This is a genomic window from Gemmobacter serpentinus (genome assembly GCF_008973825.1).
Taxonomy (GTDB): Bacteria; Pseudomonadota; Alphaproteobacteria; order Rhodobacterales; family Rhodobacteraceae; genus Gemmobacter; species Gemmobacter serpentinus.
The window spans coordinates 44,948-60,474 of record NZ_WCHR01000034.1; the positions used below are offsets into that span (position 1 = coordinate 44,948).

16 protein-coding genes are annotated in these 15,527 nt (G+C 63.7%); 14 read left to right on the top strand and 2 right to left on the bottom strand.

Annotated features, from left to right (window positions below; translation table 11 throughout):
* Nucleotides 1-14: 14 nt before the first annotated feature.
* Together GBJ34_RS17100 and GBJ34_RS17105 are read right to left on the bottom strand one after the other, a co-directional pair.
* Nucleotides 15-404 carry a lysozyme inhibitor LprI family protein gene (locus tag GBJ34_RS17100; protein WP_151720408.1) on the bottom strand — a complete coding sequence of 130 codons (390 nt, stop codon included), beginning with the start codon at nucleotides 402-404 and terminating at the stop codon, nucleotides 15-17.
* Complete coding sequence (locus GBJ34_RS17105; RefSeq protein ID WP_151720409.1) at nucleotides 404-757, bottom strand: GFA family protein; 354 nt, start codon at nucleotides 755-757, stop codon at nucleotides 404-406. Before GBJ34_RS17105 ends, GBJ34_RS17100 begins: the two co-directional genes overlap by 1 nt.
* A 129-nt stretch (nucleotides 758-886) precedes the next feature.
* Here GBJ34_RS17105 and pyrC point away from each other — a divergent pair, with 129 nt between their 5' ends.
* From pyrC to GBJ34_RS17175, 14 genes are all read left to right on the top strand, one after another.
* The gene (gene pyrC, locus GBJ34_RS17110; RefSeq protein ID WP_151720410.1) at nucleotides 887-1,930 is read left to right on the top strand and encodes a dihydroorotase; all 1,044 of its coding nucleotides are present in this window, start codon (nucleotides 887-889) and stop codon (nucleotides 1,928-1,930) included.
* Nucleotides 1,931-2,006: 76 nt separating this feature from the next.
* Nucleotides 2,007-2,687: an orotate phosphoribosyltransferase gene (locus GBJ34_RS17115; RefSeq protein WP_151720411.1), complete on the top strand. Its 681-nt coding sequence runs from the start codon at nucleotides 2,007-2,009 to the stop codon at nucleotides 2,685-2,687.
* Nucleotides 2,688-2,962: 275 nt separating this feature from the next.
* Nucleotides 2,963-4,441 (top strand): replicative DNA helicase, encoded by a 1,479-nt coding sequence (locus GBJ34_RS17120; protein ID WP_404811446.1) that lies wholly within the window; start codon nucleotides 2,963-2,965, stop codon nucleotides 4,439-4,441.
* Between the two features lie 42 nt (nucleotides 4,442-4,483).
* On the top strand, nucleotides 4,484-5,170 hold the full coding sequence (locus GBJ34_RS17125) for an HAD family hydrolase (RefSeq protein WP_151720413.1): 687 nt from the start codon (nucleotides 4,484-4,486) through the stop codon (nucleotides 5,168-5,170).
* On the top strand, nucleotides 5,167-6,138 hold the full coding sequence (locus tag GBJ34_RS17130) for a sugar-binding transcriptional regulator (protein WP_151720414.1): 972 nt from the start codon (nucleotides 5,167-5,169) through the stop codon (nucleotides 6,136-6,138). Before GBJ34_RS17125 ends, GBJ34_RS17130 begins: the two co-directional genes overlap by 4 nt.
* Nucleotides 6,139-6,240: 102 nt before the next feature.
* Nucleotides 6,241-7,554 (top strand): ABC transporter substrate-binding protein, encoded by a 1,314-nt coding sequence (locus GBJ34_RS17135; protein WP_151720415.1) that lies wholly within the window; start codon nucleotides 6,241-6,243, stop codon nucleotides 7,552-7,554.
* A gap of 96 nt (nucleotides 7,555-7,650) precedes the next feature.
* Nucleotides 7,651-8,523: a carbohydrate ABC transporter permease gene (locus GBJ34_RS17140; RefSeq protein ID WP_151720416.1), complete on the top strand. Its 873-nt coding sequence runs from the start codon at nucleotides 7,651-7,653 to the stop codon at nucleotides 8,521-8,523.
* 3 nt (nucleotides 8,524-8,526) lie between these two features.
* Entirely contained in the window at nucleotides 8,527-9,357 is an 831-nt protein-coding gene (locus tag GBJ34_RS17145; protein WP_151720417.1) for a carbohydrate ABC transporter permease, read from the top strand.
* Nucleotides 9,358-9,365: 8 nt separating this feature from the next.
* The gene (locus GBJ34_RS17150) at nucleotides 9,366-10,373 is read left to right on the top strand and encodes an ABC transporter ATP-binding protein (protein WP_151720418.1); all 1,008 of its coding nucleotides are present in this window, start codon (nucleotides 9,366-9,368) and stop codon (nucleotides 10,371-10,373) included.
* Nucleotides 10,370-11,143: an L-iditol 2-dehydrogenase gene (locus tag GBJ34_RS17155; protein WP_318843232.1), complete on the top strand. Its 774-nt coding sequence runs from the start codon at nucleotides 10,370-10,372 to the stop codon at nucleotides 11,141-11,143. The genes GBJ34_RS17150 and GBJ34_RS17155 overlap by 4 nt, the downstream gene beginning before the upstream one ends.
* Entirely contained in the window at nucleotides 11,140-12,591 is a 1,452-nt protein-coding gene (locus GBJ34_RS17160) for a mannitol dehydrogenase family protein (protein ID WP_404811444.1), read from the top strand. Before GBJ34_RS17155 ends, GBJ34_RS17160 begins: the two co-directional genes overlap by 4 nt.
* 272 nt (nucleotides 12,592-12,863) lie before the next feature.
* A complete protein-coding gene (gene alr, locus GBJ34_RS17165) occupies nucleotides 12,864-13,925 on the top strand; it encodes an alanine racemase (RefSeq protein ID WP_151720420.1) in 1,062 nt (353 codons plus the stop codon).
* 2 nt (nucleotides 13,926-13,927) lie between these two features.
* Nucleotides 13,928-14,701 carry an MlaE family ABC transporter permease gene (locus tag GBJ34_RS17170; RefSeq protein ID WP_404811447.1) on the top strand — a complete coding sequence of 258 codons (774 nt, stop codon included), beginning with the start codon at nucleotides 13,928-13,930 and terminating at the stop codon, nucleotides 14,699-14,701.
* A complete protein-coding gene (locus tag GBJ34_RS17175; protein WP_151720422.1) occupies nucleotides 14,698-15,444 on the top strand; it encodes an ABC transporter ATP-binding protein in 747 nt (248 codons plus the stop codon). Before GBJ34_RS17170 ends, GBJ34_RS17175 begins: the two co-directional genes overlap by 4 nt.
* Nucleotides 15,445-15,527 lie beyond the last annotated feature (83 nt).

The window sequence follows — 15,527 nt, forward strand, 5'->3', positions numbered from 1 at the left end:
GCCTGCGCGGTCTCTCACCCGGCCAGAACCCAAAGATCCTTTGCCCTTTGCCGCGTCAGGGTTGCGCGGCAGCCATAGATCACCATCGGCTCGGCCGATCCGCCATGCATCTGATAGCCCTCCGCCGCGCAAGCCTCATCGCGGAAGGTGACCCAGGCCCGTTGTGCGGCCCGCAGATGCGCCTCAGCCCCGCGCTGATCTTGCGGCAACGCCGCATCGATCGCCTTCATTGCCGCCATCGCGGATTTATAGGCATCATTCAGATCGGCATCGGCGCGCATCCAATCCTGTTCGGCGCAATAGGTCATCTCCATCTGCGCCATCGCATTGGCGCAATCCACATCCTGCGCCATCGCCGCTGATGCAGCCATCAGGCCAAGTGCCGCCAGCACAAGCGCCCGCATCACAATGCCCGCCCGTCATGGGCAAAGGCATGGGCTGCAATCTCGCGCGGCTCCACCCCGTCCAGACAATTCACATTGATCGCCACCATCTCCGCCCCGTCCGGCGTCTGCCCAAGTGCATAGCTTTCGATCCCGCAGGTCTTGCAGAACAGGTGATGGATCACATGCTTGTTGAACTGATAATCCGTCAGGTTCTCGGCCCCCTGTTCCAGCACGAAGGCCGATCTCGGCGCAAAGACCAGCACCGATCCCAGCCGCTGACAGCGCGAACAATTGCAGGTGACCGGCTGATCCAGCGCAGCCTCCACCCGGTAGCGCACCGCGCCGCATTGGCATCCACCCTGATACTGCATCGCGAGATCCCTCCATTCATGGCCCATTGCCAAGGCCACGCTATGCCGGTCACAGGCACAAGGCCAGCCCCGGCAAAAGCATCCCCGAATCCTCTGGAAAATCGTGGCGAGTTGCGATAGCCGCAAGCCATGACCCAAAGCCTCACGCTCCGCCGCCCCGATGACTGGCACCTGCATCTGCGCGATGGCGCAATGCTGCAAGGTGTGCTGCCGGAAACCGCCCGCCATTTCGCGCGCGCGATCATCATGCCCAATCTGGTGCCGCCGGTGGTGACCGGGGCGCAGGCAGCAGCTTACCGCGACCGCATCCTTGCGGCCCTGCCCGAAGGCGCGCGATTCGAGCCGCTGATGGTGCTATACCTCACCGAAGACAGCGATCCGGCCGATATCCGCGCAGCCCATGCAAGCGGCCTCGTGAAATCGGTGAAGCTCTATCCGGCGGGGGCCACCACCAACAGCCAGTCCGGCGTGCGCAATTTCGACAAGGTGCGCCCGGTGCTGGAGGCGATGGCCGAAATCGGCCTGCCGCTTTGCGTGCATGGCGAGGTCACCGCCTCCGAGGTCGATATCTTTGACCGCGAGGCGGTGTTCATCGACACCGTGCTGGACCCGCTGCGCCGGGCGACACCCGGCCTGCGCGTGGTGATGGAACATATCACCACATCACAAGGCGTGGATTATGCCCGCGCGGGCGGGCCCGATCTGGGCGCCACCATCACCACCCATCACCTGATCATCAACCGCAACCACATCCTCGCCGGGGGCATCAAGCCGCATTACTACTGCCTGCCGGTCGCCAAGCGCGAGACCCACCGTCAGGCCCTGCGCGCGGCGGCGACGAGCGGCGATGCCTGCTTCTTCCTTGGCACCGACAGCGCGCCGCATGTCGATGCGCTGAAGGAACATGCCTGCGGTTGCGCCGGTTGCTTCACCGCGACCAATACCATGTCCTGCCTTGCCCATGTCTTTGAAGAAATGGGCGCGCTGGACCGGCTGGAAGCCTTCACCTCCTTGAACGGCCCCGCCTTCTACCGCCTGCCGGTGAACGAGGCGACGATCCGGCTGGTCAAGCACGACGCCCCCCATGCCTACCCGGACAAGATCTATACCGAGGCAGGCCCGGTCACCGTCTTCAATCCCGGCTTCCCGCTGCATTGGACGGTCGAGGCCTGACGCCCGGATTTTCGTCGAAAATCCGTAACTTCCCGCGTTTTCGTCGAAAACGCGTTCCGCACGCAAAGGACGCGCCATGATCCCGACCTCGTTCCCGCCCAAGGAAGACATCGCCCGCCTCACCGCCCGCGCCTTTCTGGAGATCGGCGCCGTCCATTTCAACGCGCGCGACCCATTCACGCTGGCCTCCGGCCTGCCCTCGCCGACCTATATCGACTGCCGCAAGCTGATCTCCTATCCGCGCATCCGCTCCACGCTGATGGATTTCATGGCGGTGACCATCATGCGCGAGGCAGGGTTCGAAGCCTTTGACAATATCGCGGGGGGGGAAACCGCAGGCATCCCCTTTGCGGCGCTGGTGGCCGAACGTCTGGCCCTGCCAATGAGCTATGTTCGCAAAAAGCCGAAAGGCTATGGCCGCAATGCCCGCATCGAGGGCGCGATGTCCGAGGGCCAGCGCGTGCTGCTGGTCGAGGATCTGACCACCGATGGCGGATCGAAGCTGTCTTTCGTCGATGCGATCCGCGACACGGGTGCCACCTGCGGCTGGACGGCGGTGATCTTCTATTACGGCATCTTCAAAGAGACCGAGGCGCGCCTTGCCGATCATGGCGTCAAGCTGATCCATCTCTGCACCTGGTGGGACATGCTGGCCGAAGCCCGCGCGCAAGGCAGCTTCGACGAAGAGACATTGGCGGGGGTTGAGGCCTTCCTGAACGACCCGCGCGGCTGGCAGGCCGCCCGCAGCAAGGCCTGAGCGCCGCTTGACCCAAGGGCAACAGGCAAATCCCCGCCCATTACCCAGCTTCGGCTTGTGGGCAATTTGGGGATATTGTTGCACCGAATCGGGAACGCGTCCCATGGGAGCGGCCCGCGCTGCATTCCACCGCAATATGTGGTAGGCTGGGTTCGCACCTCCGCGAGACCGGCCAGATATCCACAGGAATATCCCAGATTTGCCGAAAGCCCGCGGAAGGGCTATCGCCAATTGGGGCCAGATGAAGAGACCGGGTTATGAACGAGATCACGGCGATGAAACCTGTCGGTTTGCCCGCCACAGCCGAAACCGAGGCGCTGCCGCATAACATCGAGGCCGAGCAGCAGCTTCTCGGCGCGATCCTGACCAATAACGACATTTACGACCGTATCGCCTCGCTGGTGCGGTCCGAGCATTTCTTCGATCCCGTCCACCAGCGCATTTTCGAGATCGCGGCAGCGCGGATCCAGAAGAACGCGCTGGCCTCGCCCGTCACGCTGAAGGCGTTTCTCGAAGACGACGCAGGTCTGCGTGAACTGGGCGGCCCGGCCTATCTGGTGCGTCTGGCGGGGGCCGCGATCAGCGCCTTTGCCGCCCGCGATTTCGCGCAGATGATCTATGATCTGGCGGTGCGGCGCGAGCTGATCCAGCTGGGCCGCGATATCTCGGCCAAGGCGGGCAAGGTCGAGGTGACATCCGAGCCGCGCGAGCAGATCACCGAGGCCGAACAGCGGCTTTACAAGCTGGGCGAACAGGGCGTGGCGGAGCGCGGCTTTCAATCCTTCCTGAAGGCTGTGACCGATGCGGTGAACAGCGCCAACGCTGCCTATCAGCGCGGCGGCGGGCTTGCCGGCACCTCAACCGGGTTGATCGATCTCGACAAGAAGATGGGCGGCTTGCACCCGTCCGACCTTATCATTCTGGCAGGGCGTCCCTCGATGGGGAAGACCTCGCTTGCCACCAACATCGCCTTCAACATCGCCAAGGCCTATAAGCGCGGCATGACCCATGAGGGGCATGAGGGCGCGATCGAAGGCGGCGCTGTCGGCTTCTTCAGCCTCGAGATGAGCGCAGAACAACTTGCCGCGCGGATTCTGTCGGAGGCGGCCGAGGTGCCATCCGAACAGATTCGCCGCGGTGACATGACCGAGACCGAGTTCCGCCGCTTTGTGGAGGCCGCGAAATCGCTGGAAAGCTGCCCGCTTTACATCGATGACACGCCCGCCTTGCCGATCAGCCAGGTCGCGGCCCGGGCGCGGCGGCTGAAGCGCACCCATGGCCTTGATGTGCTGATGGTGGACTATCTTCAGCTTCTGAAAGGCACCGGGCGCGGTGAAAGCAACCGGGTGCAAGAGGTGTCGGAAATCACCCAAGGCCTGAAGGCCATCGCGAAAGAGCTGAACATCCCCGTCATCGCGCTGTCCCAGCTGAGCCGGACGGTGGAAAGCCGCGAAGACAAGCGCCCGCAACTGTCGGATCTTCGCGAATCCGGCTCGATCGAGCAGGACGCCGATGTGGTGATGTTCGTCTACCGCGATGAATATTACCACGAACGCCTGAAACCGCCGGAGGATGATCCGCGCTTTGCAGAGTGGCTCGACAAGGCCGAGCGCGTGCATGGCAAGGCCGAGGTGATCCTTGGCAAACAACGCCACGGCCCGATTGGCACGGTGGAGCTTTCGTTCGAGGGGCGCTTTACCCGCTTTGGCAATCTTGTGCAGCCTTGGCAGTCGGAACCGCGCGACGAGTATTGATCGCCGTTGCCACTGGCCCCGCGTTACCGCTAAACCCGTGGGATGAACCTGCAAGACCGCCAGTTCGACCTCGTGATCTTCGATTGCGACGGGGTGCTGATCGACAGCGAGATCATCTCGCTGTCGATGCTGATCCATGAGTTGCAATTGCGCGGCGTCATGGTCGATCTGGACTATGTCTCGCGCAACTTTCTTGGCCGCAGCTATCCGACCGTGATGCAGAAGATCCGCAACGAATTCGGGCTGGATCTGCCACCCGCATTCGAGATGCATTACCGTGCGCGCCTGCTGGCGGCGTTCGAGACCGATCTGAAGGTCATGCCCGGCGTGCGGGCGGCCCTGGACGGGCTGGCCCTGCCCCGCTGTGTCGCAACCTCGTCCAGCCCCGGGCGGGCTGAAGCCTCGCTGCGGCTGACTGGCCTCGATGACTTGATCGGGCCGCGTCTCTTCACCGCCTCCATGGTGCCGAACGGCAAGCCTGCGCCGGATCTGTTCCTGCACGCGGCACAGGTCTGCGGCGCCGATCCCGCGCGCTGTCTGGTGATCGAGGACAGCCTGACCGGCATCCGCGCCGGGCTGGCGGCTGGCATGACCGTCTGGCGTTTCACCGGCGGCAGCCATATGGCCGGGCGCAGCCTGACCCAGCCCGAAGATGCGACACCGCATCTTGTCTTTGACGATTTTGCCGGTTTTCTGGACCTTCACCCCGATTTTCGAGGCCCCGCATGAGCCGCGCCCCCAGTGCCAAAGCCGATCAGGAACCCACCGTTCAGGACGAGGCCGCACGGGCGGGCTGGCTTTATTATGTCGCGGGCATGACGCAGGATCATATCGCGACCGAAATGGGCGTCAGCCGTCAGCGGGCGCAACGGCTGGTCAGTCGGGCGATGGCGGATGGGCTGATTCAGGTGCGCCTGAACCACCGGATCGGGGCCTGCATGGATCTGGAACGCGCGCTGCGCGACCGCTTTGGCCTGAATCGTGCCCGTGTCGTGCCGGGGCTTGGTGCCGGGGCCGACCCGGTTCTGGGGCTGGCCCCGGCAGCCGCAGCCGAGCTGGAGCGCGTCTTGCGCATGGCCGATCCGCAGGTGATCGGCCTTGGCACCGGGCGGGCCCTGCGCGCGCTTGTCGACGCGATGGAGCCGTTGGAGGCCCCGCAGCATCGCCTTGTCTCGCTGATCGGCAATATCGCCCCCGATGGCTCTGCCTCGTTCTTCGATGTGGTCATGCGGATCTCCGACAAGGTGCGCGCGCCGCATTACCCGATGCTGGTGCCGGTGGTCTCCCCCACCGAGGCCGAGCGCGCGGCCTTCCACAAACTGGCCCCGGTGCAGCGCGTGCTGGAACTGGCGCGGACGGCGGATGTGATCTTTGTCGGCGTGGGCCAGATGTCCGATGACGCCCCCTTGCACAAGGACGGGTTCGTCTCGACCGAGGAACTGCGCCAGATGCAGGCGGCGGGTGCCGTGGGCGAGGTCGCGGGCTGGGTCTTCGATTCGCGCGGGCAATACCTAGATTTCGGCATCAATACCCGCACTGGCGGTGTGCGGGTCGAGCCGGGGCTTGATCGCCCCGCCATGGGCATTGCTGCGGGCCAGACCAAGGTTCCCGCGATCAGGGCCGCGCTGAAATCCGGCATTCTCAATGGTTTGGTAACCGACGCCCCCACCGCCGAAGCCATCCTTTCCGACCGCTGACCTTCGCATCTGCAGCGTATCAGGGGGATTGACGTCTTCGTGATGATGTGAGCATTTAACCGCAATGCGATGATTTGCTCACGCATCCAGGGAGGATTACCGATGAACATGACCTGCCGTGCCCTGTTGGGCGCGACCGTCTCGCTCACCCTTGCGGGTGCCGCGATGGCCGAAACCACCATCACCGTGGCGACCGTGAACAACGGCGACATGATCCGTATGCAATCGCTGATGGACGGCTTTTACGCCAAGCATCCCGACATCAAGGTCGACTGGGTGACGCTGGAAGAAAACGTGCTGCGCCAGAAGGTCACGACCGACATCGCCACCAAGGGCGGCCAGTTCGACGTGATGACCATCGGCACCTATGAAGCCCCGATCTGGGGCAAGCAGGGCTGGCTGGTCAACCTGAACGACCTGCCCGCCGAATATGATGTGGACGATCTGCTGCCCGCCATCCGTGGCGGCCTGACCGTGGACGGCAACCTGATCGCCGCGCCGTTCTATGGCGAAAGCTCGATGGTGATGTATCGCACCGACCTGATGGAAAAAGCGGGCCTGACCATGCCCGAAGCGCCCAGCTGGGCCTTCATCAAGGAAGCCGCCGAGAAGATGACCGACAAGTCGGCCGAGGTCTATGGCATCTGCCTGCGCGGCAAGGCCGGCTGGGGCGAGAACATGGCCTTCCTGACCGCCATGTCCAACAGCTTTGGTGCCAAGTGGTTCGACATGGACTGGAAGCCGCAGTTCGACCAGCAGCCCTGGAAAGACACGCTGAACTTCTATCTCGATCTGATGACCAATTACGGCCCGCCCGGCGCGTCGAACAACGGCTTCAACGAGAACCTCGCGCTGTTCCAGCAAGGCAAATGCGGCATGTGGATCGATGCGACCGTCGCCGCATCCTTCGTGACCAATGCCAAGGAATCGACCGTGGCAGACAAGGTGGGCTTTGCGCTCGCCCCCGACAATGGTCTGGGCAAGCGCGGCAACTGGCTCTGGGCCTGGAACCTCGCCATTCCGGCAGGCACCCAGAAGGAAGACGCAGCCAAGGCCTTTGTCGCCTGGGCAACCTCCAAGGAGTATCTGGCAGAGGTCGCCGCGAAAGAGGGCTGGGCCAACGTTCCCCCGGGCACCCGCTCGTCGCTCTATGCGAACCCGGAATACCAGAAAGTGCCGTTCGCCAAGATGACGCTGGAAAGCATCAACGCGGCTGACCCGACCCACCCGACCGTGGACGAAGTGCCCTATGTCGGCGTGCAATTCGTGGCGATCCCGGAATTCCAGGGCCTCGGCACCATGGTGGGCCAGCTGTTCTCGGCAGCCCTTGCAGGCTCGTCCACGGCGGATGCCGCGCTGGCACAGGCACAGGCGATCACCACGCAGGAAATGACCCGCGCGGGCTACATCAAGTAACGTAAACCGCGCTTTCGGTTTCGTTCCTCCCCGGCGGGGTCGGGCCTCTCTCCCGGCCCCGCCATCTTCATCTTTCTCCGACATTCAGGACACGCCATGGCAACCGAACAGTCCCGCACGGCTGCGCGCCTCATGGTCTCTCCCGCCGTCATCCTGCTGTTTCTGTGGATGATCGTGCCGCTTGGAATGACCATTTACTTCAGCTTCCTGCGCTACAACCTGCTTATGCCGGGGATGGAAAGCTGGGCCGGCTTCGACAATTACTATTACTTCCTTGCCCAACCCGCCTTCACCTCGGCGCTGATCAACACGCTACTGCTGGTGGGGGGCGTGCTGCTGATCACCGTGGTCGGCGGCATCGCGCTGGCGCTTCTGCTGGACCAGCCCTTCAAGGGGCAGGGTGTGGTGCGCGTCATGGTGATCGCACCCTTCTTCGTGATGCCCACCGTTTCGGCGCTGGTCTGGAAGAACATGTTCATGAACCCGGTCAACGGCATCTTTGCGCATATCGCCAAGGCCATCGGCGTTCAGCCCTTTGATTTTCTCAGCCATGCGCCGCTTGCCTCGATCATCCTGATCGTCGCCTGGAGCTGGCTGCCCTTCGCCACGCTGATCCTGCTGACCGCGCTGCAAAGCCTTGACCGCGAGCAGATGGAGGCCGCCGAGATGGATGGCGCCAACTGGATCAACCGTTTCGTCTATCTGGTGCTGCCGCACCTGACCCGGTCGATCACCGTGGTCGTGCTGATCCAGACAATCTTCCTGCTGTCGGTCTTTGCCGAGATCCTGGTGACCACCAATGGCGGTCCGGGCACGGCCTCTACCAACCTGCCCTATCTGGTCTATGCGCAATCGCTGTTGAACTTCGACGTGGGCGGTGGCTCGGCCGGCGGGATCATCGCCGTCATCCTCGCCAATATCGTGGCCTTCTTCCTGATGCGCATGATCGGCAAGAATCTGGAGACCTGAGACATGGCCCGCAAAACAACCCCCGCGAAAACCGCCGTGGTCACAATTGCTGCCTGGACCATCGGCTTTCTGATCTTCTTCCCGATCCTGTGGATCATCATCCTGTCCTTCAAGACCGAGGGCGACGCGATCAAATCGCCGCTTCAGGTGCTGACTTCGGGCTGGACGCTGCATTCCTATGCCGAGGTGCAGACGCGCTCCAACTATGCGCTGCATTTCTGGAACTCGGTCATCCTGTCGCTTGGATCCACGGTGCTGGCGCTGGTGATCGCGATCCCGGCCGCCTGGGCCATGGCCTTCGTGCCGGGCAAGCGCACCAAGGATCTGCTGATGTGGATGCTGTCGACCAAGATGATGCCTGCCGTGGGCGTTCTGGTGCCGATGTATCTGCTGTTCCGCGATTTCGGTCTGCTGGACAGCCGCATCGGTCTGGTTGTGGTGCTGACGCTGATCAACCTGCCGATCGTGATCTGGATGCTTTACACCTATTTCAAGGAAATCCCCGGCGAGATCCTTGAAGCCGCCCGCATGGACGGTGCCGGTCTGAAATCCGAGATCCTCTATGTGCTGACGCCGATGGCGGTGCCGGGCATCGCCTCGACCCTGCTCCTGAACATCATCCTCGCCTGGAATGAGGCGTTCTGGACCCTGCAACTGACCACCAAGAATGCAGCGCCCCTGACGCAGTTCATCGCCAGCTATTCCAGCCCCGAAGGGCTGTTCTACGCGAAACTCTCGGCGGCCTCGACCATGGCCATTGCGCCGATCCTGATCCTCGGCTGGTTCAGCCAGAAGCAACTCGTCCGCGGCCTGACATTCGGCGCGGTGAAGTGAGGTAACCCATGGGACAGATTTCCCTTTCTTCCGTCACCAAGACCTTCGGCGATGTCACCGTCATCCCGCCCTTGGATCTTCAGATCAATGATGGCGAATTCGTCGTCTTCGTCGGCCCCTCGGGCTGCGGCAAATCCACCCTGCTGCGGCTGATCGCCGGGCTTGAGGATATCTCCTCGGGTCAGATCATGATCGATGGCAAGGACGCGACCGATGCGGCCCCGGCCGAGCGCCGCCTTGCCATGGTGTTCCAGTCCTATGCGCTTTACCCGCATATGTCGGTGCGCAAGAATATCGCCTTCCCGCTGAAAATGGCCAAGATCCCGCAGGCCGAGCAGGACAAGAAGGTCGAGAATGCCGCGCGCATCCTGAACCTGACCAACTATCTGGATCGCCGCCCGGGCCAGCTTTCGGGCGGGCAGCGCCAGCGTGTCGCCATCGGCCGCGCCATCGTTCGCGAGCCTGCGGCCTTCCTGTTCGACGAGCCGCTGTCGAACCTTGATGCCTCGCTGCGCGTCACCATGCGCCAGGAAATCAGCGAGCTGCATCAAAGCCTCAAGACCACCATGATCTATGTGACCCATGATCAGGTCGAGGCCATGACCATGGCCGACAAGATCGTGGTGCTGAATGCCGGCAATATCGAGCAGGTCGGCAGCCCGCTGGAGCTGTATCACCACCCGCGCAACCTGTTTGTTGCAGGCTTCATCGGCAGCCCGAAAATGAACTTCGTGACCGGGGCCGAGGCCGCAAGGCATGGCTGCGCCACGCTGGGGGTGCGGCCCGAACATCTGGAAGTGACCGCCGATGGCCCCTGGCAGGGGGTTATCGGTCTGGCCGAACATCTGGGGTCCGACACCTTCCTGAAGGTGCAGGTCGAAGGTGTGGGCGATCTGACCGTGCGGGTTGCGGGCGAGCAAGGCCTGCATCACGGGCAGACCATCCGCCTGACGCCCCCCGCAGACAAGCTCTATCGCTTTGACAAAGGCGGTCTGGCCATCGGGGGGGCGGCGTGATGCGGCTTTTGGGCAAGACTGCGCTGATCACGGGGGCCGCGCGCGGCATCGGGCTGGAATTTGCCCGTGCCTATATCGCCGAGGGCGCGCAGGTCGCCCTTGCAGATATCAATGCGGCGGCGGTGGCGGAAGCCGCCGCCAGCCTTGGTCCCAAGGCGCACGCCGTGCAGATGGATGTGACCGATCAGGCCAGTATCGATGCGGGCTTTGCCCGTGCCGTGGGGGCGATGGGCAAGCTGGACATCCTTGTAAACAATGCGGCCCTTTTCACCGCATCGCCGGTGACCGAGATCGCCCGCGCCGATTATGACCGCCTGTTCGCGGTCAATGTTGCGGGCACGCTGTTTTGTATGCAGGCGGCGGCGAAACAGATGATCGCGCAAGGCCATGGTGGCAAGATCATCAATATGGCAAGCCAGGCCGGGCGGCGTGGTGAAAGCCTTGTTGCGGTCTATTGCGCGACCAAGGCTGCCGTCATCAGCCTGACCCAAAGCGCGGGCCTGAATCTGATCGCCCATGGCATCAATGTGAACGCCATCGCCCCCGGCGTGGTCGATGGCGATCATTGGGACGGGGTCGATGCCTATTTCGCCAAATACGAGCGCAAGGCACCCGGCCAGAAAAAGCGCGAGGTGGGCGCCGCCGTTCCCTTCGGGCGCATGGGCACCGCCGCAGATCTGACCGGCATGGCGATCTTCCTCGCCACGCCAGAAGCCGATTACATCGTCGCCCAATGCTTCGGCGTGGACGGCGGCAACTGGATGGCATGACCATGACCGACACTGCCCTTTCCGTGCAGACACCCCGCTATGACCGCAAGGGCCTGACGCCCGGCATCGTCCATATCGGGCTTGGCAATTTCCACCGCGCCCATATGGCGGTCTATCTGGATGACCTGTTCGCCCAAGGGGTCGACCATGACTGGGCGATCATCGGTGCGGGCGTGCGCGCGCCCGATGCCGCGATGCGGGATGCGCTGAAGGGGCAGGATTGCCTCTCCACCGTGATCGAGCTGGATCCGGCGGGCAAGACCTGTCGCCGCGTGGGGTCGATGATCGACTTTCTGCCGGTCGAGGCCGACAATGCCAGCCTGATCGCCGCGATGGCCCGCCCCGAGATCCGCATTGTCAGCCTGACGGTGACGGAGGGCGGCTATTTCATCAATGCCGCCACAGGCCAGTTCGACCCGACCGCGCCCGATATCGTCCATGATGCCGCCAACCCGGAAAAGCCCCGCACCGCTTTCGGCGCGATCATCGCGGCGCTGAAGGCGCGGCGGGCGGCGGGCACCGCGCCCTTCACCGTCATGTGCTGCGACAACCTGCCGGGCAATGGCGATGTGACCCGGGCCGCCGTTCTGGGCCTTGCCCGCCTGTCGGACCCCGCACTTGCCGATTGGATCGACGCCAATATCGCCTTCCCCAATGGTATGGTGGATCGCATCACCCCCGCCACCGGCCCGCGCGAGCGCGCGCTGGCCGCAAGTTTCGGCCTTGGCGATGACCCGGTGCCCGTCACCTGCGAGCCGTTCCGGCAATGGGTGGTGGAGGATCACTTCCCCTCCGGCCGACCGGCACTGGAAAAGGTCGGCGTCACCTTCTCGGATCAGGTTCATGCCTATGAGATGATGAAGATCCGCATCCTGAACGGGGGGCACGCGATCATCGCCTATCCCGGCGGGCTGATGGATATCGAACTGGTGCATGAGGCGATGGCCAACCCGCTGATCTCGGGGCTTCTGGACAAGGTGGAGACCGAAGAGGTCATCCCTTGCGTGCCCCCGGTCCCCAATACCGAGATCCCGGCCTATTACGATCTTATCCGCGCGCGGTTCTCCAACCCGGAAGTCGCGGATACCGAGCGCAGGCTTTGCCTTGACGGCTCCAACCGCCAGCCGAAATTCATCATCCCCTCGGTGCGCGACCGCCGTGCCGCTGGCAAATCGGCGCGCGGGCTTGCCCTGATATCGGCCCTGTGGTGCCGTTACTGCGCAGGCGTGACCGATAGCGGCGCGGAGATCGCGCCCAATGATCCGAACTGGGACACGCTGCAGGCCCTGTCGCGTCAGGCCAAGACCGAGCCCCGGCTCTGGCTGGAACAGCGCATGATCTATGGTGATCTGGCCGATGACGCGGAATTTGCCGCCGATTTCACCCATTGGCTGAACAGCCTCTGGGCCAATGGCACGGCGGCGACACTGAAAGCCTATCTGGGCTGATCCACCCTTATCCCCCGGGCCTTTGGTCCGGGGGTCAGCCGCGCAAAGATTGAGTATTTGGGCAAGCAGCAATGAGCATATCGCAGCACCGGCATTCCGCGCCGCCCTTAGGCTTTGCTGCTTGTCCAAATACTCAAATGCCAGCGCCAGCCGAGCCACGCGCTGCCCTCCAGATGGCCCCCTCACCGAATAGTCAGCCCACATCCGCCACCGCGCTGCGGCGGGACGGGATTTCCCCTTGACCTTCGCGCCCGCCCTGTCAAAACCGCCTCATGGCTACAGCGACCCTCACAATTGACCTAGACGCCATTGCCGCCAATTGGCGCGCGATGGACCGGATGAGCGACCAGACCACGCAGACCGCTGCGGTGGTGAAGGCCGATGCCTATGGCCTGGGCGCGCGCCGTGTGGCGCGGGTGCTGGCCGAGGCGGGTGCCCGGCGCTTCTTTGTGGCCGCCGCCGAAGAAGGCGCGGCCGTCCGCCAGGCGCTTGGGCCGGGCCCGCAGATCAATGTGCTGGGCGGCCATATGGCGGGCGATACCGAAATGGTCCATGATCTGGACCTGACGCCCATGCTGAATTCGGTCGACCAGATCACCCGGCATCTGGAAAGCCTGCCGGGCCATCCGTTCGGCATCCAGCTGGACACGGGCATGAACCGTCTGGGGCTTGAGGCCGCGGAATGGGAGGCGGTGGCCCCGCTGGTTCTGGAACAAGGCCCCGAGTTGGTAATGAGCCATCTGGCCTGCGCCGATGAGCCCGACCATCCGATGAACCTTGCGCAACTGACCGAATTTCATGCCCTGACCGACGGGATCGGCGTGCCACGCAGTCTGGCGGCGACCGGCGGCATCCTGCTTGGCCCCGACTATCACTTTGAACTGACCCGCCCGGGCATCGGCCTTTACGGCGGGCGCCCCTTTGGCGATGCCCGCCCGGTGGTCGGCCTCAGCCTGCCGGTCATTCAGGTGCGCGAGGTCGCCCCGGGCGAGATCGTGGGCTATTCCTGTGGCTATATCGCCGATCAGCCGCGCCTGATTGCCACGCTGGCCGCAGGCTATGCCGATGGCTTGACCCGGCGCTATTCGGGGGCGGCAACGCTCTGGGATGGCGATACCGCCGTGCCGCTGGTGGGGCGCGTCTCGATGGATCTGATCACCGCCGATGTCACCCATCTGCGCGACATTCCCCGCGCGCTTGACATGCTCGGGCCGATGCAGGGGATCGACGATCTGGCCGATATCGCGGGCACCATCGGCTATGAGGTTCTGACCTCGCTCGGCCATCGCTATACCCGCCGCTATGTCTCGGCCATGACCCGGGGGCAGGTGTGAGCATCCTTTCCCCCGTAGCAAGCCTCGGGCGTGCCACGCTCGGGCTTCTGGCAAGCCTTGGCCGCGTGGTGATCTTTGCCGCGCAGATCATCAGCCATATCTTCCGCCCGCCCTTCTATCCGCGGGAATTCGGGCAAGCCCTGCTGCAGATCGGCTGGTTCTCGCTGCCGGTGGTCGGCATGACTGCCCTGTTCACGGGCGGCGCGCTGGCGCTTCAGATCTATGCCGGCGGCGCGCGCTTCAGCGCCGAGGCCGTGGTGCCCGCCATCGTCGCCATCGGCATGGCGCGCGAGCTGGGGCCGGTGCTGGGGGGCCTGATGGTGGCCGCGCGCGTGGCGTCTTCCATCGCCGCCGAAATCGGCACGATGAAGGTGACCGAACAGATCGACGCGCTGACCACCCTGTCGACCAACCCGTTGAAATATCTGGCTGTGCCGCGCGTGGTTGCGGCCACACTCGCCGTGCCGGTTCTGGTTGCCGTGGGCGACAGCATCGGCATCATGGGCGGCTGGCTGGTCGGCGTGCAGCGCCTTGATTTCAACTCTGCCGCCTATATCAAGAACACGGTCGATTTCCTCGAGATGTGGGACGTCACCTCGGGCCTGCTGAAAGGCGCGGCCTTCGGCTTTCTCGTGGCGCTGATGGGCTGCTATCACGGCATGAACTCGGGTCGAGGCGCGCAGGGCGTGGGGCGGGCCACCAAATCCGCCGTTGTCTCGGCCTCGGTGCTGATCTTCGCTGCGAACTACCTGCTGACGGAGCTGTTCTTTTCATGATCGAACTCTCTGACGTGCATAAATCCTTTGGCAGCAATGCGGTGCTGCGTGGCGTGGATCTGACCATCGCCAAGGGCACCTCGATGGTGATTATCGGTGGCTCGGGCACCGGCAAATCGGTGCTGCTGAAAGGCATTCTGGGGCTGGTGAAGCCCGATCGCGGCACCATCACGCTGGATGGTCAGGATGTGACGCGCGGCGACCGCGACGCCTTTCTGGCGCGGTTCGGGATGCTGTTTCAAGGGGCCGCGCTGTTCGACAGCCTGCGCATCTGGGAAAATGTCGCCTTCCGCCTGCTGCGCGGATCGCTGGCCCGCCCCAAGGCCGAGGCGCGCGAGATCGCGATTGAAAAGCTGCGCCGTGTGGGCCTCGGGCCCCAGGTCGCCGACCTCTTTCCGGCGGAACTGTCGGGCGGGATGCAAAAACGCGTAGGTCTGGCCCGCGCCATTGCCGCCAACCCGGAAGTGATCTTTTTCGACGAGCCGACGACAGGTCTTGACCCGATCATGTCTGGCGTCATCAATGATCTGATCCGCGAGATCGTGACCGAGATGGGCGCGACCGCAATGACCATCACCCATGACATGACCAGTGTCCGCGCCATCGCCGACAATGTGGCGATGCTGCATGGAGGCAAGGTGCGCTGGACCGGGCCGGTTTCGGAATTGGATGAAACGCCAGACCCTTATGTGCAGCAGTTCATCCACGGCCGGGCCGAAGGGCCCATCGAATCGCTGCGCTGAACACCGCGCATGACCGTTGCCGCCCCGGCGACAGTCACGAGGCCCCACCCCCACTGTTTCCACATGCTGCAATTGCGGCAAGA